General features: G+C 48.3%; 16 protein-coding genes. All 16 read left to right on the top strand.

Annotated elements, in window-relative coordinates:
• Positions 1-32 precede the first annotated feature (32 nt).
• The 16 genes from AC5LIL_RS08615 (at position 33) to AC5LIL_RS08540 (ending at position 20,371) form a co-directional block, all read left to right on the top strand.
• The gene (locus AC5LIL_RS08615) at positions 33-4,325 is read left to right on the top strand and encodes a PolC-type DNA polymerase III (protein WP_499823883.1); all 4,293 of its coding nucleotides are present in this window, start codon (positions 33-35) and stop codon (positions 4,323-4,325) included.
• Between the two features lie 119 nt (positions 4,326-4,444).
• A complete protein-coding gene (gene rimP / locus AC5LIL_RS08610; protein ID WP_015881425.1) occupies positions 4,445-4,915 on the top strand; it encodes a ribosome maturation factor RimP in 471 nt (156 codons plus the stop codon).
• 14 nt (positions 4,916-4,929) lie between these two features.
• Entirely contained in the window at positions 4,930-6,093 is a 1,164-nt protein-coding gene (gene nusA, locus AC5LIL_RS08605; protein ID WP_214745422.1) for a transcription termination factor NusA, read from the top strand.
• The gene (gene rnpM / locus AC5LIL_RS08600; protein ID WP_214875499.1) at positions 6,090-6,365 is read left to right on the top strand and encodes an RNase P modulator RnpM; all 276 of its coding nucleotides are present in this window, start codon (positions 6,090-6,092) and stop codon (positions 6,363-6,365) included. The genes nusA and rnpM overlap by 4 nt, the downstream gene beginning before the upstream one ends.
• A complete protein-coding gene (locus AC5LIL_RS08595) occupies positions 6,362-6,658 on the top strand; it encodes a YlxQ family RNA-binding protein (protein ID WP_015881428.1) in 297 nt (98 codons plus the stop codon). Before rnpM ends, AC5LIL_RS08595 begins: the two co-directional genes overlap by 4 nt.
• A 21-nt stretch (positions 6,659-6,679) precedes the next feature.
• On the top strand, positions 6,680-8,881 hold the full coding sequence (gene infB / locus AC5LIL_RS08590; RefSeq protein ID WP_074034665.1) for a translation initiation factor IF-2: 2,202 nt from the start codon (positions 6,680-6,682) through the stop codon (positions 8,879-8,881).
• An 18-nt stretch (positions 8,882-8,899) separates the two neighbouring features.
• The gene (gene rbfA, locus AC5LIL_RS08585; protein WP_015881430.1) at positions 8,900-9,247 is read left to right on the top strand and encodes a 30S ribosome-binding factor RbfA; all 348 of its coding nucleotides are present in this window, start codon (positions 8,900-8,902) and stop codon (positions 9,245-9,247) included.
• A 42-nt stretch (positions 9,248-9,289) separates the two neighbouring features.
• Complete coding sequence (truB, locus tag AC5LIL_RS08580) at positions 9,290-10,204, top strand: tRNA pseudouridine(55) synthase TruB (protein ID WP_251126857.1); 915 nt, start codon at positions 9,290-9,292, stop codon at positions 10,202-10,204.
• 16 nt (positions 10,205-10,220) lie between these two features.
• Positions 10,221-11,147, top strand: coding sequence for a bifunctional riboflavin kinase/FAD synthetase (locus AC5LIL_RS08575; RefSeq protein WP_499823882.1), 927 nt, complete (start codon positions 10,221-10,223; stop codon positions 11,145-11,147).
• Positions 11,148-11,271: 124 nt separating this feature from the next.
• Positions 11,272-11,541: a 30S ribosomal protein S15 gene (gene rpsO / locus AC5LIL_RS08570; protein WP_074034662.1), complete on the top strand. Its 270-nt coding sequence runs from the start codon at positions 11,272-11,274 to the stop codon at positions 11,539-11,541.
• A gap of 130 nt (positions 11,542-11,671) precedes the next feature.
• Complete coding sequence (gene pnp, locus AC5LIL_RS08565; protein ID WP_499823880.1) at positions 11,672-13,888, top strand: polyribonucleotide nucleotidyltransferase; 2,217 nt, start codon at positions 11,672-11,674, stop codon at positions 13,886-13,888.
• A gap of 51 nt (positions 13,889-13,939) precedes the next feature.
• Positions 13,940-15,157, top strand: coding sequence for a M16 family metallopeptidase (locus AC5LIL_RS08560; RefSeq protein WP_274663874.1), 1,218 nt, complete (start codon positions 13,940-13,942; stop codon positions 15,155-15,157).
• Between the two features lie 51 nt (positions 15,158-15,208).
• Positions 15,209-16,702, top strand: coding sequence for a UDP-N-acetylmuramoyl-L-alanyl-D-glutamate--2,6-diaminopimelate ligase (locus tag AC5LIL_RS08555; protein WP_499823879.1), 1,494 nt, complete (start codon positions 15,209-15,211; stop codon positions 16,700-16,702).
• A 3-nt stretch (positions 16,703-16,705) separates the two neighbouring features.
• Positions 16,706-17,959 (top strand): lipid II:glycine glycyltransferase FemX, encoded by a 1,254-nt coding sequence (locus AC5LIL_RS08550; RefSeq protein ID WP_499823878.1) that lies wholly within the window; start codon positions 16,706-16,708, stop codon positions 17,957-17,959.
• 11 nt (positions 17,960-17,970) lie between these two features.
• Positions 17,971-18,609 carry a M15 family metallopeptidase gene (locus AC5LIL_RS08545; protein ID WP_353047391.1) on the top strand — a complete coding sequence of 213 codons (639 nt, stop codon included), beginning with the start codon at positions 17,971-17,973 and terminating at the stop codon, positions 18,607-18,609.
• Between the two features lie 94 nt (positions 18,610-18,703).
• Positions 18,704-20,371 (top strand): ribonuclease J, encoded by a 1,668-nt coding sequence (locus AC5LIL_RS08540; protein ID WP_499823877.1) that lies wholly within the window; start codon positions 18,704-18,706, stop codon positions 20,369-20,371.
• Positions 20,372-20,406 lie beyond the last annotated feature (35 nt).

Genomic DNA, 20,406 nt, shown 5'->3' with positions numbered 1-20,406 from the left:
TCGAATTGGCATAAAGGGGGAAAGACGGACCCGTGGAAGCAAATCAAAAGATGCAACTATTATTAAGTGATCTTGGGATCACGACTGAGACAGACCTGTTCGACGAAGCGGAACTCTCACGACTCGTCGTCAATAAAAAACGACGTACGTGGACGTTTTATTTTACATTTCCGACAGTCTTACCGTACGACGTCCATCAATTGTTCATGAGTCGGTTAGAAAATCGGTACGCGACGTTCGCTGACGAAGTGTACGCGCGGTTCTCGACAGCAAAAGGTGGGAGCGAGCAGGACTATATCGATTACTGGCCACGAATCGTCAGTGAGTTGAGTCAAGTGTCCGGAGCGATGCGAAGCTATTTCGGATCGGTCTCACCGCGATTTGAACAGAATAAATTGTTGATCCCGGTACGGTCCGGACCTGAGGCGAGCTATGTGGACAAAGAGCTCTGTCAAGAAGTCCAAGCGCTCTATAGCGCTTATGGGTTCACGAAAAAACCGTGTCAGGCACACTTTTCTGAAGACGCCGAAGCCAGTCAGGCTTTACGTGAACAAGTGGTACAAGAAGATATCGAGCAAGCGAAAATGGCGCTTGCGGCACAATTCGCTAAAGCGACGGAAACGAATGACGAGCCCATCACAGAGATTCGGATGGGTGCGCTCATCAAAGATGAGATTGTCCCAATCAAGACGATCATCGAAGAAGAGCGCCGCGTCGCGATTCGTGGTCTCGTCTTCTCTGCGGAGCGAAAAGAGCTGAAGAGTGGGAAAAAGCTATTCACTTTCAAAATGACGGATTATACGGATTCGCTCATCGTGAAAGTGTTTGCGCGCGATGACGATGACGACCGGATGCTCAGTGCCGTCAAGAAGGGCATGTGGATTCAAACGGCAGGACGAGTCGAGGATGATTCGTTCATGCGTGAACTATGCATGATGGCGTCGCAACTCCAAGAAGTGAAAGTCGAGCCACCCCGAGATGAGTGGGAAGGTGAGAAGCGGGTCGAACTCCACGCACATACACAGATGAGTCAAATGGACGCAGTCACGAACGTGTCCGCTCTCGTCGCGCGTGCTGCTAAGTGGGGACATCGTGCGATTGCGATTACCGATCATGCTGGTGTCCAAGCGTTCCCGGAAGCGTATTATGCCGGGAAGAAAAATGACATCAAAGTGTTGTATGGGGTCGAGGCGAACGTCGTCAATGATGGCGTTCCGGTCGCCTATCATCCAAGTGATGTGTCATTAGATGATGCAACATACGTCGTCTTTGACGTCGAGACGACGGGACTTTCTGCCGTCTACAATAAAATCATCGAGCTCGCTGGTGTCAAAATCAAGGATGGGGAGATCATCGACCGCTTTGAGGCGTTCGCTGACCCGAAACATGCGTTGTCGGCGACGACGATCGAGTTGACGGGAATCACGGATGACATGGTTCAAGGACAACCTGACCCAGAAGTCATCACGAAACAGTTCGTCGAATGGTGTGGTGACAGTATCCTCGTCGCCCATAACGCATCGTTCGACATGGGCTTCCTCGAGGCGACACTTCGGAGCGGAGGTCATGAACCGGATGATTACCCGGTCATCGATACACTCGAGCTGGCTCGTACATTGATGCCGACCTTGAAGAATCACCGACTAAACACGCTTGCGAAGCGATTCGATATCGAATTGACTCAGCATCACCGTGCGATTTATGACGCGGAAGCGACAGCGTATTTGTTGATGAAACTTCTCGACCTCGCCAAACAGATGTTTGAGATGACGACGCATCGCTCGTTGAACGCCAAAGTCGGGAGTGACGTGTCGAAGATTCGTCCGTTTCATGCGACGATTTATGCGAAAAATAAAAAGCCAGGACTTCGTCATTTATACGAACTCATTTCACTCTCTCATATCGATTATTTATATCGGATGGCACGGATGCCACGTTCAGAGCTCGTGAAACGCCGTGAAGGACTATTGATTGGTTCGGCTTGTGACAATGGTGAGATTTTTGACGCTGCTTTGAACAAGTCAGATGATGAGCTCGAGAAGATGATGTCGTTTTACGACTTTATCGAGATTCACCCACCGGCGCTCTATCATCATTTGATCGATAAAGAGATTGTCGCGAATGAGATGGAGCTCCGTGAGATCATTAAACGAATCATCCGTGTAGCGGAGAAAGCCGAGTTGCCGGTATGTGCGACAGGAAATGTGCACTATCTCGATCGGTCAGACCGCTCGTATCGTGAGATTTTGATTCGTACTCAAGGTGGGGCAAACTTTATCAATACTCGAAAAGAGTTGCCACACGCCCATTTCCGGACGACGAAGGAAATGATGGAAGAGTTCAAGTTTCTTGGTGACGACTTGGCACGTGAAATCGTCATCACGAACCCGAATGCGATCGCCGATCAAATCGAATCGATTCAAATCATTCCGGATGACTTATATACGCCGAAAATTGAAGGGGCGGATGACGAGGTTCGGAATATGAGCTACGACATGGCCCGTTCGATTTATGGGGACGAGCTTCCTGAAATCGTTGAGGCACGTCTAGAAAAAGAATTGAAATCGATCATTGGCCATGGATTTGCGGTCATCTACTTAATCTCACATAAACTCGTTAAGAAATCTCTAGACGACGGATACTTGGTCGGTTCGCGTGGGTCGGTTGGGTCGAGTCTCGTCGCTACGATGACAGAGATCACCGAGGTCAATCCGCTACCGCCGCACTACGTATGTCCAAACTGTCAACATTCGCACTTCTTCAACGACGGGTCGGTCGGTTCGGGATATGACTTACCGGACAAAGAGTGTCCGGAATGTGGCACATGGTATACAAAAGATGGACATGATATTCCGTTCGAAACGTTCCTTGGATTCAAAGGGGACAAAGTGCCAGATATCGATTTGAACTTCTCGGGTGAATATCAACCGCATGCCCACGCCTATACAAAGGTGTTGTTCGGAGAAGAATATGTATATCGTGCCGGCACGATTGGAACGATTGCGGATAAGACGGCATATGGGTACGTGAAAGGATATGCGACCGAGAACGACAAGATTTATCGAAACGCTGAGGTCGATCGTCTCGTCTCCGGGGTTACCGGCGTGAAACGGACGACGGGGCAGCACCCGGGTGGAATCATCGTTGTTCCTGACTATATGGACATCGCGGATATCTCACCGATTCAATATCCGGCGGATGACAACTCGTCTGAATGGAAAACGACACACTTCGACTTCCATTCCATCCATGACAACTTATTGAAGCTCGATATTCTCGGGCACGATGATCCGACCGTCATTCGGATGCTCCAAGACTTATCCGGGATCGATCCGAAAACGATTCCGACAGACGATCCGACCGTCATGAAAATTTTCTCCTCGCCAGAAGTGCTCGGAGTGACACCGGAACAGATCGAGTCGAAGACCGGCACACTTGGGATTCCTGAGTTTGGGACGAAGTTCGTCCGTCAGATGCTTGAAGAGACGAAACCGTCCACGTTCTCGGAGCTCGTTCAGATCTCAGGTCTGTCTCACGGGACGGATGTGTGGCTTGGTAACGCGAACGAACTGATTTACAACGGGACGTGTGAACTGAAAGACGTTATCGGTTGTCGTGACGACATCATGGTCTATTTGATTTACGCAGGGCTCGAGCCATCGTTCGCCTTCAAAATCATGGAATCCGTCCGTAAAGGGAAAGGTCTCACAGAGGAGATGGAGTCAGAGATGCGGGAGAACGATGTACCGGAATGGTATATCTCTTCTTGTAAGAAGATCAAATACATGTTCCCGAAAGCGCACGCGACGGCATACGTCTTGATGGCCGTTCGTATCGCGTATTTCAAAGTGCATCATCCTATCCTGTACTATGCGACCTACTTCACCGTGCGCGCCGGGGACTTTGACTTATCTGCGATGATCAAAGGTCCTCAAGCCGTCCGTAAAGCGATGTCGGATATTCGTGAAAAAGGCTTCGACGCGACAGCGAAAGATAAAGGATTGCATACGGTCCTCGAACTTGCGCTTGAGATGCTTGAGCGGGGCATGAAGTTCCAAAATATCGACTTGTATCGTTCAAGCGCGACAGAGTTCTTGATTGAGGATAATACGTTGATTCCTCCATTCAATGCGGTCGATGGGCTCGGAACGAATGCGGCAAAAGCGATTGTCGAAGCGAGGGAGGAAGGGCAGTTCCTTTCGAAAGAAGATTTACGCAAACGAGCGAAGCTATCGAAAACGGTCATCGAGACACTTGATACGATGAAATGTCTCGAAGGCTTGCCTGATGAGAACCAACTCTCATTCTTTGATTTTGGGGTGTAAGTTGCGATTTGTCGGGAAAATATGATATATTGGTATCGAACAAAGTTGGATACTACGACGGAAAGGAGTAGGGAACCCTACTCCTTTCTTGTATGTAAAAGCCAGAAGGAGGGATGAGAGTGTCCAAAATAACAGAAGTCGTTGAATCGATTGCGTTGCCAATCGTCGAACGAGAAAACATGGAATTGGTCGATGTGGAATTCGTAAAAGAAGGTCCAGACTGGTTCTTGCGCGTTTACATCGATAAACCAGGGGGCGTCGATTTAGACGATTGCGTCAATATCAATGAACAACTCTCGGAAAAACTGAACGAAACCGATCCGATTGAACAGGCTTATTATCTTGATGTCTCGAGTCCTGGTGCGGAGCGTCCGCTTAAAAAGCCGAGTGATTTCGAACGTGCTGTAGGCAAAAACGTCTACATGAAAACGTTCGCTCCGATCGATGGTGCCAAGGAGTTTGAAGGAATTTTGACGGCATATGATGGGGAAACGGTCGTGATCGAGACACGCATCAAGACGAGAAAAAAAGCGGTATCGCTACCGGTAGACAAAATTGCACAAGCCCGCTTAGCGGTCACGTTTAGTTAAGGAGAGGGAAGAAGATGGGTCCACAATTACTCACTACAATCGAACAGATTGCCAAAGAAAAAGGAATTGACAAAAATATTATTATCGACGCTCTCGAACAAGCGCTCATTTCTGCATACCGCCGAAACGTCGCGAACCCGAATGAGCATGTGAAAGTCGAATTCGACCAGGTGACAGGAGACATTCGTGTCTACGCACTTTTAGAAGTCGTCGAACGTCTCACACAACCAGACCAACAGCTCTCGCTTGAGGAAGCACATGAAATCGACCCGAACTATGAACTTGGTGACTTCCATAAAGAAGAAGTCACACCAAGTGATTTCGGACGTGTCGCAGCGATGACGGCGAAACAAGTCGTGACGCAGAAGATGCGTGAAGCGGAGCGTGAACGCATCTACAACCACTTCGCAGATAAAGAAGACGAGATTATGACAGGGATTGTGGAGCGTTTTGACCCGCGCAACTTGTATATCGGTCTTGAGAACAACATCGAAGCAGTCCTCACTCCGAACGAACAAATGCCGAACGAGTCGTATCAGATTCACGACCGTATCAAAGTATACGTGACGAAAGTTGATTCAACGACAAAAGGTTCAGGAGCTGCGATTCAAGTGTCGCGTACGCATCCGGGACTTTTGCGCCGTTTGTTCGAACTTGAAGTGCCTGAGATTTCAAACGGAACAGTCGATGTCATGTCTGTATCGCGTGAAGCAGGTGACCGTTCGAAAATTGCAGTGCACTCGGATATCGTTGACCCGGTCGGCGCATGTGTCGGACCGAAAGGACAACGTGTCCAAACGATCGTCGACGAGTTGAACGGTGAGAAAATCGATATCGTTCGTTGGTCTGAAGACCCGAAAGAATTCGTTCGAAACGCACTCAGCCCGGCGCAAGTCGTTGCCGTCTATGTCAATGAGCCTGCGAAGTCGACGACAGTCGTCGTACCGGACTACCAATTGTCACTCGCGATTGGAAAACGTGGTCAAAACGCTCGTCTCGCAGCGAAATTGACTGGTTGGAAAATCGACATTAAGAGCGAGACAGATGCGGAAGCACTCGATTTGTTCGATACGTTCGCTGAAAAAGTTGAATCAGAACCAGAAATTGTTCAAAATGAAGTTGAACAAGACTTATCAGATGCTTCAGTTGAAACAGCTGTGGTGAAAGAAGAGGAATGACCATGAAGCAAAAGAAACTTCCTTTGCGTAAGTGTGTGGTCACACAAGAAATGCTCCCGAAGAAAGAATTGATTCGTGTCGTTCGAACGCCTGAAGGTGACGTGGTCATCGATCAGACGGGTAAAGTGAACGGTCGCGGTGCCTACTTATCAAAAGATATCGATGTTGTTCGTCAAGCAGAGAAAAAACGGACGCTCGATCATCATTTGAAAGTGAAAACGAGCGATGACTTGTATGAGCAGTTGAAAGCTGCCGCAGGTGACGAATCATGAGTCAGTGGGAATCATTGTTAGGCCTTGCCGCTCGAGCAAGGAAAGTAACGATGGGAGAAGAGTTTGTATTAAAGGATGTGCGAGCGGGTCGTGCCAAGCTCGTCATTCTAGCCGGAGATGCAGGTGCCTCGACGAAAAAACGAGTCACCGACAAGTGTGCATCTTATCAAGTGCCGCTGATTGAAGTGAGCGATCGCTATACGATCGGTGCCGCACTCGGTAAAGATATGCGTGTCGTCGTATCGGTGACAGAATCCGGATTTGCGAACAAGCTTAAGCAACTTCTCTCTTAACTATTAACGGAGGTGGATGCTTTGGGAAAACGCGTCTATGAATTTGCAAAAGAACAGAATGTAACGAGTAAGCAAGTCATTACTCAACTAGAAAAATTGAACAAACCGGTGAAAAACCACATGGCCGTCCTCGATGATGAGACAGTCAAACAGTTGGACCGTGTATTCAATCCAGAAAAATATCGCGCTGAGAAGCAAGCTGAAGCGAAAGCGACTTCAACTTCAAACGAGCCGAAACAAGAGAAAAAAGAACAGTCACGTCCGCAAGCGGCGCAACAAAACCGTGGCGGTCAAAATAATCGCGGTGGTCAACATCGTAACGACAACCGCAACAACGATCCGCGCAATAAAAAACGCGGAAAAGGGAAAGGTAAAGGCAAGCCGGTAAAAGCGGCTGTGCCACAAGAAGCCGATCCAAATTCGAAGACAAGTCAGCGTAAAGCGGCTCGTCTCGCTCAAGAAGCAGAGATGGGGAACGTCATCAAGTATGAGGATGTGCTCAGTGTCTCTGACCTCGCAGAGAAAATGAACAAAAAACCAAACGAAATCATTATGAAATTGATGGGTCTTGGTGTGATGGCGACAATCAACCAGACACTCGATGACGAAACAATCGAGTTGCTCGCTTCAGAGTTTGGTTTTGAAGTAGAAAAAGAAGTCGTCGTCGATGAGACAGACTTCGAAACAGTTGAGATTGACTTCTCACAATATGATCTTGAAGAGCGCCCAGCGGTCGTTACAATCATGGGTCACGTTGACCACGGTAAAACGACACTTCTTGACTCGATTCGTAACACGAAAGTCGTTGCAGGAGAAGCGGGTGGGATCACGCAACATATCGGTGCGTACCAAGTGTCTGTAAACGACAAGAAAATCACATTCCTCGATACGCCAGGTCACGCGGCGTTCACAACGATGCGTGCACGTGGTGCGGAAGTGACAGATATCGCCATTATCGTCGTCGCGGCTGATGATGGCGTCATGCCACAAACAGAGGAAGCGATCTCGCACGCGAAAGCAGCGAACGTTCCAATCATCGTTGCGGTCAACAAAATGGACAAAGAAGGGGCAAACCCTGACCGTGTCAAACAAGAGTTGACTGAGTTTGGTCTCATTCCGGAAGAGTGGGGCGGCGAAACGATTTTCGTTCCGATCTCTGCGATTAAAGGTGAAGGAATCGATGAGTTGCTCGAGATGATTCTTCTCGTATCTGAAGTCGAAGAATACAAGTCGACGCCCGACATGCCAGCTCGTGGATCAGTCATCGAAGCAAAACTCGACAAAGGTCGTGGACCTGTTGCAACGCTTCTCGTTCAACACGGTACGCTTCGTATCGGTGACCCAATCGTTGTCGGTAGCACGTTCGGTCGCGTCCGTGCAATGGTTAACGATATCGGTCGTCGTGTGAAACAAGTCGGTCCATCTACACCGATTGAAATCACAGGTTTGAACGATGTGCCACAAGCCGGTGATCAGTTCATCGTGTTTGAAGATGAGAAGAAAGCACGTGCAATCGGAGAAAAACGTTACCAACGTTATCTCGAGTCACAACGCCGTGAATCAGCGAAAGTCAGCCTTGACGATTTGTTCAGCCGTATTCAAGAAGGTGAAGTGAAAGACTTGAACGTCATCATTAAAGCAGACGTACAAGGTTCGGCTGAAGCATTGGCTGGTTCACTCCGTAAGATTGATGTCGAAGGCGTCAAAGTTAACATCGTTCACCAAGGTGTCGGTGCCATCACAGAAGGTGACGTCATTCTCGCATCAGCTGCGAACGCCGTCATCATCGGTTTCAACGTACGTCCTGACGGTAACGCCCGTTCGATGGCTGAACAGGAAAATGTTGAAATGCGTCTCCACCGCATCATCTACAACGCAATCGAAGAAATCGAGAGCGCGATGAAAGGGATGCTTGACCCTGAGTTCGTCGAAGAAATCACTGGTCAAGTCGAAGTCCGTGACGTCTTCAAAGTATCGAAAGTCGGTACGATTGCAGGTTGTTATGTGACTGAAGGTAAAATCACACGTGACGCTGGTGTTCGTGTTATTCGTAACGGAATCGTCGTATATGAAGGCAAGCTCGATACGCTTCGCCGCTTCAAAGATGACGTAAAAGAAGTTGCGGCTGGTTATGAGTGTGGGATTAAAGTAGAGAAATTTGATGACATCAAAGTAGAAGATGTTATTGAAGCGTTCGTCATGAAAGAAGTCGAACGTAAATAATGTGAGGAGGGATCACGTATGAAAATTCGTGCCCAACGTGTTGCCGAGCAAATGCGTAAAGAGATTACAGATGTCTTGTTACGGGAAGTGAGTGACCCACGTACAAAGAACGCTACAATTACGAGCGTTGATGTGACAGGGGACTTACAACAAGCGACGGTCTACTATACGGTGCTCGGTGATGAGGAAGATGTGAAAGCAGAAACGCAAGCAGGTCTCGACAAAGCGAAAGGATTTATCCGTCGCGAAATCGGGAACCGCATCCGTCTTCGTAAAACACCAGAAATCTCGTTTGAATACGATTCTTCGGTCGCATATGGTAGCCATATCGATTCATTGATTCGTGATTTGAACAAAGACCAATAATTTGAAAGGGGAGACATCGTTCTCCCTTTTTTGTATGGAGGGATGAAGTTGGAACCGAACGGAGTGCTTGTACTCGATAAGGACCGAGGCATGACGAGTCATGACTGCGTGTTCAAGTTACGAAAGTTGTTTCAAACGAAAAAAGTGGGTCATACGGGCACGCTTGACCCGGAAGTGACAGGCGTATTACCAATCTGTTTAGGACGTGCTACGAAGTTATCTCGTTTTATCACGGATGAGGGCAAGTGTTACGTGGCCGAGGTGACAATCGGGACGGCCACTATGACCGAGGACGCTCATGGCGAGGTCGTAGAACAGAAGACAGTCACACCGAATGAGTTGGTCGAGTCACAGATTGATGAAGCGATGCGACAATTGGTCGGAACGATTGAACAGATTCCACCTTATTATTCAGCGGTCAAGGTCAATGGGAAGAAACTGTATGAGTACGCCCGCAAAGGCCAAACCGTAGAACGCCCCCGTCGGATGGTCGAGATTCACCGTCTGGAGCGGACGAGCGAGTTAACGTTTGAAGAAGGAGTATGTCGTTTCCAAATGGAAATCGATTGCGGAAAAGGGACGTACATTCGTACACTCGCTGTACAAATCGGTGAGAAGCTCGGTTACCCTGCCCATATGAGCGAACTGAGACGCACGAGCTCCGGCTCTTTCGAAGAAGCGAACGCTATATCCCTCGAACAGTTACAGGCATTAGAGACGGTCGAAGAACGAATGGCGCATGTCATCCCACTCGAAGAGGTCATCAAACGTTGGCCAGCCATCACGATTCCAAAGAATCGGGAGCGGTATATTCGGAATGGTGGCAAGCTGAACGGCGTTTCGCTCGAATTTGAGTTATTTACTGTCTATAATGAAGAAGGAATCCCTCTTGCTTTATATCGAAGACAAGATGGAACGACAGACGCTACAGTCGAGGTCATGCTGGCCATCGACTAAGGGGGAAATTGACAGTATGGAAACAAGACATCTCACCTATCCAGAAACGCCTGACCTGTATCCATCGGTCATGGTACTCGGTTTTTTTGACGGTGTTCATAAAGGGCATCAAGCCGTGATCAATCATGCGAAGCGTGTTGCAGCGGAGCATAACCTTCCGGTGACGGTCGTCACGTTCGACCCACACCCGAAACAAGTACTCTCAAACAAATCCGACGCGGTCCGTTATATCACACCGCTATCCCGAAAATTGAAACGAATCGAAGCGCTCGGGGTCGAGCGATGTCTCGTCTTGACCTTTACGAAAGAGTTGGCTGGATTATCTCCTCAACAGTTTGTCGACGATTATTTGATTGCTGCTGGAGCCGTACACGTGACGGCAGGATTTGATTACTCGTACGGCAAGTTCGGTGAAGGGACGATGGAGACACTCCCATACCATTCTCGCGATCAGTTCACGACGTCCATTGTTACAGAACAGACGATGAATGGAGAAAAGGTATCATCGACGCGAATTCGTAAATTATTAGCTGAAGGCCACGTCGACGCGGCTCAAGAGTTACTCGGTGCCCCTTATGTCATCTGCGGTGGAGTCATTCACGGAGATGCGAGAGGGCGTACAATCGGGTTCCCGACAGCAAACGTGTTGATGGACGCCTCATATGTCATGCCACGACTCGGCGTGTATGCGACACGTGTCACGCTCCCTGATGGTCGGACGTTCGAGGCGATGACCAACGTCGGGCGTCGTCCGACGTTCTATGAGACGGGAGCAGTCTCTGTCGAAAGTCATCTCTTTGACTTTTCGGAGGATTTGTACGGGCAAGTGATCGAGATCGAGTGGGTTCAGTATATTCGTAACGAGCGAGCGTTCGATGGGTTAGATGCATTGGTCGCTCAACTGAAACAGGATGAGGTATCGGCACGCTCAATCCTATCTTGACTTTCGGTTGCGGTTACGCTATCCTTGTCAAGTACGCAAAGTACACCGTTTCGCTTGGCTGGTCGATTCACCAACGCCGGCTCGGCAACGCGGCAATTTTTAATTAAATGGAGGTGGAGAGGCAATGGCACTCTCAAAAGAACGTAAAAACGAAATTATCGCGGAATACGCGACTAAACAAGGTGACACTGGTTCACCGGAAGTACAAGTGGCAGTGTTGACTGAACAAATCAACACATTGAACGCTCACCTTCGTACACACAAGAAAGACCACCACTCACGTCGCGGTCTCTTGAAAATGGTTGGACGTCGTCGTAACTTGCTTACGTACCTTCGTAACAAGGACGTTACGCGCTACCGTGAATTGATTCAACGCCTCGGTCTCCGTCGTTAATCGATCGAGACTGTTTAACGGGCTGGGACAACGTCCTAGTCCGTTTCTTGTTTGTTAAGAGGAAAATGATTAGACATTCGTAAGATAGAGTTACATAATAAACTAGATAAGGTTTGAGAGGAGAATGTACATGTTAGGTACGAAACAAGTATTCTCTACAGAGTGGGGCGGACGCCCATTGTCTGTAGAGGTCGGTCAACTTGCGAAGCAAGCAAATGGCTCGGCGCTCGTTCGCTATGGTGACACGGTCGTCCTTGCGACAGTAACGGCTTCAAAAGCACCAAAAGATTTAGACTTTTTCCCATTGACGGTCAACTATGAGGAAAAACTTTACTCGGTAGGTAAAATTCCAGGAGGATTCCTTCGCCGTGAAGGACGTCCGGGGGAAAATGCGATTTTGACATCACGTCTCATCGACCGTCCGATTCGTCCACTCTTCCCAGATGGATTCCGTCATGACATTCAAGTCATGATTTATGTCATGTCGAACGATCCAGACTGCTCGGCTGAAATGGCGGGAATGCTCGGAACGTCAATCGCACTCTCGATTTCAGATGTACCATTCGATGGTCCAATCGCAGGTGTGACGGTCGGCCGTGTTGACGGTGAATTCGTCGTCAACCCAACGACAGCTCAAATGGAGAAAACGGATCTTGAACTTCAAGTTGCAGGTACATCGACTGCCATCAACATGGTTGAAGCTGGCGCGAACGAAGTACCAGAAGATGTCATGCTTGAGTCGATCTTGTTTGGGCATGAAGAAATCAAACGTTTGATTGCGTTCCAACAAGAGATTGTTGATGCAGTCGGCAAACCGAAGTTTGAATATACGGTCTCGAAATACGATGAGGTACTCACAGCAGAGCTTGAAGCAGCTCGTCCTGAAATCGTTGAAGCGGTTCAAGTGGAAGAGAAACATGCCCGCGATGAAGCGATCAACGAAGTGATTGCGAAATACGTGGCAATGTATGAAGAGCGCCTTGCTGATGAGCCGTCGAAACTTGGAGAAGTTTCAGGCATCTTGAACAAATTCGTCAAAGATGAAGTCCGTCGCTTGATCACGGTCGACAAAGTCCGTCCAGACGGTCGTCGCCCAGATGTCATTCGTCCGCTCGCATCAGAAGTCGGATTGCTTCCACGCGCACACGGTGTCGGTCTCTTCACACGTGGTCAAACACAAGTCATGTCGGTCGCAACACTCGGTGTCATCGGCGATGCGCAAATCATCGACGGAATCGGCTTAGAAGAGAACAAGCGCTTCATGCACCACTACAACTTCCCACCGTTCTCGGTCGGAGAAGCACGTCCAGTCCGTGCACCAGGTCGTCGTGAGATTGGTCACGGGGCACTCGGTGAGCGCGCACTCTTGCCAATCATTCCGAAAGAAGCAGACTTCCCGTATACGATTCGTCTCGTCTCGGAAGTACTTGAATCAAACGGTTCAAGTTCACAGGCTTCAATCTGTGGCTCGACGCTTGCCTTGATGGATGCAGGTGTACCAATCAAAGCGCCGGTCGCTGGGATTGCCATGGGCCTCATCATGGAAGGGGAGCACTACACGGTCTTGACAGATATTCAAGGTCTCGAAGACCACCTCGGTGACATGGACTTCAAAGTTGCCGGAACGAAAGATGGGATTACAGCCCTTCAAATGGATATCAAGATTGCTGGAATCACGCGTGAAATCTTAGAAGAAGCGCTTGAGCAGGCACGTGTCGGTCGTCTACACATCCTTGACCATATGCTTGAAACATTAGACACACCACGTACACAATTGTCGAAATATGCACCGAAAATCGTGACGATGACAATCAATCCGGATAAGATCCGCGATGTGATTGGACCAGGTGGTAAGATGATCAACAGCATCATCGACCAAACAGGCGTCAAGATTGACATCGAACAAGATGGTACGGTGTTCATCGCCTCGACAGACCAAGAAGGCATTGATCTTGCCATGAAGATGATCGGGGACATCGTTCGCGAAGTCGTCGTCGGTGAAGTATTTGATGCAACGGTACGCCGCATCGAGAAGTTTGGCGCGTTCGTCGAACTCTTCAAAGGAAAAGATGCACTCGTACACGTTTCAGAATTCAGCCTCGAGCGTGTCGCAAACGTTGAAGACGTTGTGAAGCTTGGTGATACGATTCAAGTCAAAGTTACGGAAATCGATGATAAAGGTCGTGTCAACGCGTCGCATAAAGCGCTCATTTTAGAAGGCTTATCTCCTGAAGAGCGTGAAGCGTATGAAGCGAAACGGAAGGCTGCACGTGAAAGCCGTCCACCTCGTGAAGGCCGTCCGCCACGTCGTGACGGGGACCGTCGTCCACCGCGCTCGACAAATTAATTATTCTGGCCATCGTCTTGGTGCGATGGCCTTTTTCATAGGAGTGAGAATATGGAATGGATGACACTACAAAATGGTATCCGCGTCATCATCGAACCGATTGAAGGTTCTCGCAGTACATCGACCGGTGTCTTTATTAAAGCTGGGACACGAACAGAGTCATTTGAAAACATCGGAATCAGTCATTTGATTGAACATATGTTATTTAAAGGAACATCGACGAAAAACGCGAAAGAAATTGCTTCCTTTTTCGATGAACTTGGTGGAAGCGTCAACGCCTTCACCTCAAAAGACCATACTTGTTTTTACGTGAAGACGCTCGACGAGCATGCGGTCATGGCACTCGACGTCTTGACGGACATGTTGTTTGATTCGGTACTCGATGAGACAGAACTCGAAAAAGAGAAACGTGTCGTCGTGGAAGAAATCAAAATGTATGAGGATACACCTGAAGATCTCGTACATGAGCTATTGGCAGTTGCGGCATATCGTGACGATATCCTCGCACAACCAATCCTTGGAACGGAGGAGAGCGTCAATCGATTGACACGCGACCAACTCGTCGATTATTTACAAGAACGGTACGTGGCAGAAGAAATCGTCGTCTCCATCGCAGGACATGTCTCTGAAGAGTTGATGGAGGCAGTGAAGCGTAGGTTTGCCAACATCCCTTCTAGGGAATCGTCGAAAGAACTCAATCAACCAGAACTGTTCCATGATACGTTGACGAAACGTAAGGAGACAGAGCAAGCACATCTCTGTTGGAACTATGAAGCCATCTCGGCAACGGATGATCGTTTACCGCACTTGGCACTGATGAACAACGCCATCGGTGCAACGATGTCCTCACGGTTATTTCAATCGATTCGTGAAGAAGAAGGATTGGCCTATTCGATTTACTCATACTATACGACGTTCGCCGATCATGGGACGTTTACAATCTATGTCGGAACATCTCCAGACACGTTGAATCAAGTCGAGGTCATTCTAGAAAGAGAATTGAAGCGTTTGTTCGAAGAAGGATTGACGGATGAGGAAGTCGATAAAGGGAAACGCCAATTGAAAGGTTCGCTCGTTCTCGGGAATGAAAGCTCGAGCGCACGGATGAATCGGAATGGTCGGAACTTGTTACTACTTGATGAAGTGGAGCCGATTGAACAAGTGATTCAAAAAGTGGAGAAAATCAAGCGTGATGAGGTCAATGCGTTGATTCGTGAAGTGTTGACACATCAGCCAGCGAAGTCATATGTCCTCCCAAACGAAGCGTGACTTGAAACCGAATTGTAAGTTCTCTACACTGATTAAGAGGTATTCTTTAGTTTGGATAGGATACAGGTGAAAGAAGGGAAAGACTTGAACTTAACGGACTTAGTGAAGACGATACAACTCATTAACCAACCAAATCTTGAAGGCATCGTGGTGACTCACGTGACAACCGATTCTCGGGAAGTGATCCCGGGGACGTTGTTTGTCGCCATTAAAGGCTATACGGTCGATGGACATGAATATGCGGCTCAAGCAGTGGAACGAGGGGCAGTAGCGGTTGTCAGTGAACGACCGCTCGAACTATCGGTTCCGAACTTGATTGTGCGTGATAGTTCTCGCTCGGTCGGTCTTTTGGCTTCGGCGTTTTATGCGTATCCGTCTGAACAGATGCGACTGTTCGGAATCACTGGAACGAATGGTAAAACGACGACAACCACGATTTTACGGGATGTCCTAGACGTCCTCGGACACTCGACTGGCCTGATTGGCACCGTCGAGGTACGAATCAATGACAAGGTCGTACCGAGCAAAAATACGACACCTCAAAGCTCAGAACTGCAACAACTACTGGCACAAATGCGTGATGAGGGTGTGACGGACGTCATGATGGAAGTCTCTTCGCACGGTCTCGAACTCGGTCGTGTCATCGGTACGGATTTTGATATTGTCGGATTTACGAATTTGACCCATGATCATCTCGATTTTCATGGGACGTTTGAAAATTATGCCCGCGCAAAGGGATTGTTGTTCGCTCAACTCGGTCAAATGGCATCACGTGGGAAGGTAGCCGTCTTGAATGCGGATGATGCACAGAGCGCTCTCTATGAGACGATGACAGGCGCTAAAGTGTTGACATATGGAATCGACACGACGGCCGATTTGATGGCGTCAGAGATTGAACAGACGTTGTCTCAAACGAGCTTTGTGTTGAACTATCAAGGCACACGCCTACCGGTGACCGTACAGTTTATCGGTCGTTTTAACGTGTATAATTTATTGCTGGCGACAGGTTGCCTCCTCGCAGCAGGATACTCATTGGAGCAAATCGCTAGAGCGCTTGAAATGATTCATCCGGCCAAAGGACGCATGCAGCGCCTAGACGTGCCTGGGTACAACGTATACGCAGATTATGCACATACACCGGATGGCATCGAACAATGTTTGAAATCGCTCGTCGGTGTACCGAAAGAGAAGATTGTCTTTTTAATCGGTACGGGCGGGAACCGTGACGTGACAAAACGTCCGGCAATGGGTGAGATGGCATCGACTTACGCTGGGACGGTCATCATTACAACGGACGACCCACGTTTCGAAGCGTATGAATCCATCACGAAAGGGATTGCGGCCGGAATGACGCATGATAACTATGTGGAAATCGGCGATCGGGAAGAAGCAGTCCGTTACGCGGCAAGTTTAGCCAAATCGGATAATATCATCGTGTTAGCAGGAAAAGGGCACGAAAAATATCAAATTATCGGAAACGAAAAATTGCCACTCGACGAAGAGGCGATTGTCCGATCGACCATTTTGAATACGGAGGAAGCATGATTTATGGCAGTACAACCAGTTACGTTGACAGAAAAAGAACATGACGACTTCGTCAAAGCACATGATCGTGGTGATTTATTACAACTATCAAGTTGGGGAGACGTAAAACGACAGAATGGGTGGACGTCGGAGCGCGTTGCGGTTGCCCGTGACGGTTTAACGACCGGTGCGGCGTTACTGTTATTTAAGCGCGTCCCGAAATTACCGTATACGCTATGTTACGCGCCACGCGGATTAGTGGTGGATTATGATGACGTGGCGTCTCTCCAGGCACTTGTAAAAGAAGCAAAACGAATCGCTGCGAATCACAAGGCGATTGTCGTTAAAATCGATCCAAACATCGACCGCGATGAGATGCCGGGCCTCTTGACGGAAATGGAAGCTGTCGGATTCCGTCATAAAGGGTACGGGGGTGGCTTTGACTATGCACAACCTCGTTTCACGATGGAGACAGATTTACGTCCGAGTGAAAAAGAAATCTTTGCGAAATTCCATCATAAATTCCGTTATAACGTCCGGTTAGCGGAGAAAAAAGGAATCGTCTGTAAAGAAGTCGGGCGAGACGGATTAAAAACGTTTGCCGACCTCATGAAAGTGACGGGAGAACGTGATGGGTTTGCCATTCGAGGTCTCGATTATTTTGAGAATCTATATGATTGTCTCCAACCGAACGATGCGCGACTCTTTTTGACAACGCTCGAACCGAAAATTGCGCTCGAGCAGCAACAAGCGACGCTTGAAAAAGCAAAAAAAGAGTTGGAAAAGATTGAACGTGGATTGGAGAAGGAAACGGTCGAAAAGAAACGGACAAGCCTTCTTAATCGTAAAGAACAGACGGTGGCACAAATTCAAAAAGCTGAGCAGGCGTTACCTGAGCTCATCGAACTGAACAAGACTTATCCGGATGGGGTTGTGTTGTCAGGTGGGCTATTGACACTTGCGGGACGACGTTCATATTACTTATATGGTGCCTCATCGAATGAATTCCGTGAGTTCATGCCGAACCATTTGATGCAGTGGACGATGATGCAAGCGGCGAAAGAGAGCGGAGCCGAACGATATGACTTCGGCGGTGTCTCAGGCAGCACAGACCCAGATGATGAATACGCGGGTCTCTATGCCTTCAAGTCCGGATGGGGGAGTGACATGATTGAGAAAGTCGGAGAGTTCGACCTCGTCTTGAATCGTCCACTCTATATGGCACTTGAAAAAGGATTACCAATCCTTAAAGGACTGCGTAAACGGTTAAGAAGATGAGGTGGACCGGCGTGTTATCACTTGCGATGGTCGCCTTCTTGATTGGGATAGTGCTGGCTTACTTTTATATGCAACCACAACCTGTACCGTGGGTGGATGAGCCGACGTTTGAAGCGGACATGTGTGTGCGAAACGTAGAGGCAGAAAGTACTATTTTGGCAAGAACCAATATTGACTTCGACCGCCTTCATCCGCAAGTTGCGGAACGGGGAGCGACCTTCGTGCGCTTGGCACATTCTTGTCTCGGTCTCGAAGTTCGACTGACGTCAGGATATCGTTCAGCGAAAGAGCAAAATGCATTATATGCGCAAGGCCGGTCTGAACCCGGGCAAGTCGTGACGAATGCAAAAGCGGGTCAGAGCTATCATAATTATGGACTTGCAGTCGATTTTGTCATCATCCATGAAAACAAAACGGACTACGATTTAAGTACGGACCGTAATCGCAATGATGTACCAGATTGGCAAGAGCTCGGAGAATTAGGGAAGGCGCTCGGTTTCGAATGGGGTGGGGACTGGAACTCATTCCCTGACTATCCGCACCTCCAGATGGACTTTGGCTTGTCCATCCGACAACTCGACGCAGGGAAACGCCCGGATAAAGAAGCGGTCGCACCGCTTGCGGATACACTAAAACCTCTACTAGATTGAACGGAAATGTTGGCAATGAAGCCGTTTTCCGATACAATATTCAGTAGCGATAAGGGACGAAACAGAATATGAAACATTTAGGAGGTTTTTGTTAGTGTCAAAAAAGAAGACAGAGAATATTAGCGTCTTTGCGCTTGGAGGCGTAGGCGAAATCGGAAAGAACATGTACGTCGTGGAGCTAGACGACGACATCTTCGTCATCGATGCCGGTCTCATGTTTCCAGGCGATGAGATGCTCGGGATTGATATCGTCATCCCAGACATCACATATTTAAAAGAAAACAAAGATCGCGTTCGAGCGATTTTCATCACACATGGTCACGAAGACCATATTGGTGGACTCAGCTACGTCTTACGCGATTTAAAACACGTTCCGGTATACGGGACAAAATTGACTCTCGGGTTAATTGAACTGAAATTAAAAGAGGCCGGTTTATTGAAAGAAGTCGACCTTCGTATGATTGATGCCAAAACGAAATTGACTATCGCTGATCATCTCGTCACGTTCTTCCGCGTCAATCACTCGATTCCCGACTGTGTCGGTGTTTGTATTCAAACATCTCAAGGTGCAATCGTCCATACCGGAGATTTCAAGTTTGATTATACGCCAGTCGACGGGAAACAATCCGACTTTAATAAATTAGCAGCGATTGGACAGCGCGGTGTACTCGCGTTACTTTCCGACTCAACAAACGCGGAGCGTCCGGGTCAGACTGGTTCAGAATCGATTGTTGGTGCTGAATTGAACGATGTGATTTATCAAGCCGAAGGTCGTGTCATCGTAGCGTCATTCGCGTCGAACGTCCATCGCTTACAGCAAGTCTTTGCAGCCGCAGAAGCGAATGACCGTAAAGTCGCGGTCGTTGGCCGTAGTATGGTCAATATCGTCGAAGTCGCACAAAAATTAAACTACTTACGTTTCAAAGCGAAGACACTCGTCGAATTGTCGCAAGTAAATCGTCTTCCTGATAACAAAGTCGTCATCTTAACGACTGGGTCTCAAGGAGAGCCGATGGCTGCATTGACGCGTATGGCACGTAACGCGCATAAACAAGTGAACATTCGTTTGAACGACACAGTCGTCATTGCGGCGACACCAATTCCAGGGAATGAAAAGTCGGTTTCGAAAACGATTGACTTATTGTTCCGTTCTGGGGCAAACGTCATTTACAACCAACGTAAAGTTCACGTATCCGGACACGGTTCGGCAGAAGAATTGAAGTTGATGCTCAACCTCGTCAAACCGAAATACTTCTTACCGATTCACGGGGAATACCGGATGCAAATGGCACACTCGAAGCTCGCTGAACAAGTCGGTGTCAAATCGAACAACATCTTCATCGTCGAAAAAGGAGATGTCGTCGAGTTCACGGGTCGAAAAGCCCGGATGAACCGAAAAGTTCCTGCGGGTAACGTATTGATTGATGGGATTGGCGTCGGTGACGTCGGGAACATCGTCTTACGAGACCGTCGTTTGTTGTCACAAGATGGGGTCGTGCTTTGCGTGGTCACATTGAATCGGAAACAGAAGAAATTGATTTCAGGACCTGAACTCATCTCACGTGGATTTGTGTATATGCGCGAGTCGGAAGAAATGATTTCAGAGGCAAACCGTATTGTCACGAAACAGATTGAAAAGAGTCTGCAAGCTGGCAGTGATTGGACCGAATTGAAATCAAATATCCGCGAGCGACTTAGCGTCTTCTTATTCGAGCAGACGAAACGTCGTCCGATGATCTTGCCGATCATCATGGAGATTTAATGGAATGAGAGTGAGGCAAAAGTCATCTGACTTTT

Source organism: Exiguobacterium sp. RM11 (assembly GCF_059821525.1).
Note: the sequence above shows the minus strand (reverse complement) of the source record. Positions and strands in the feature narration are given on the sequence as shown.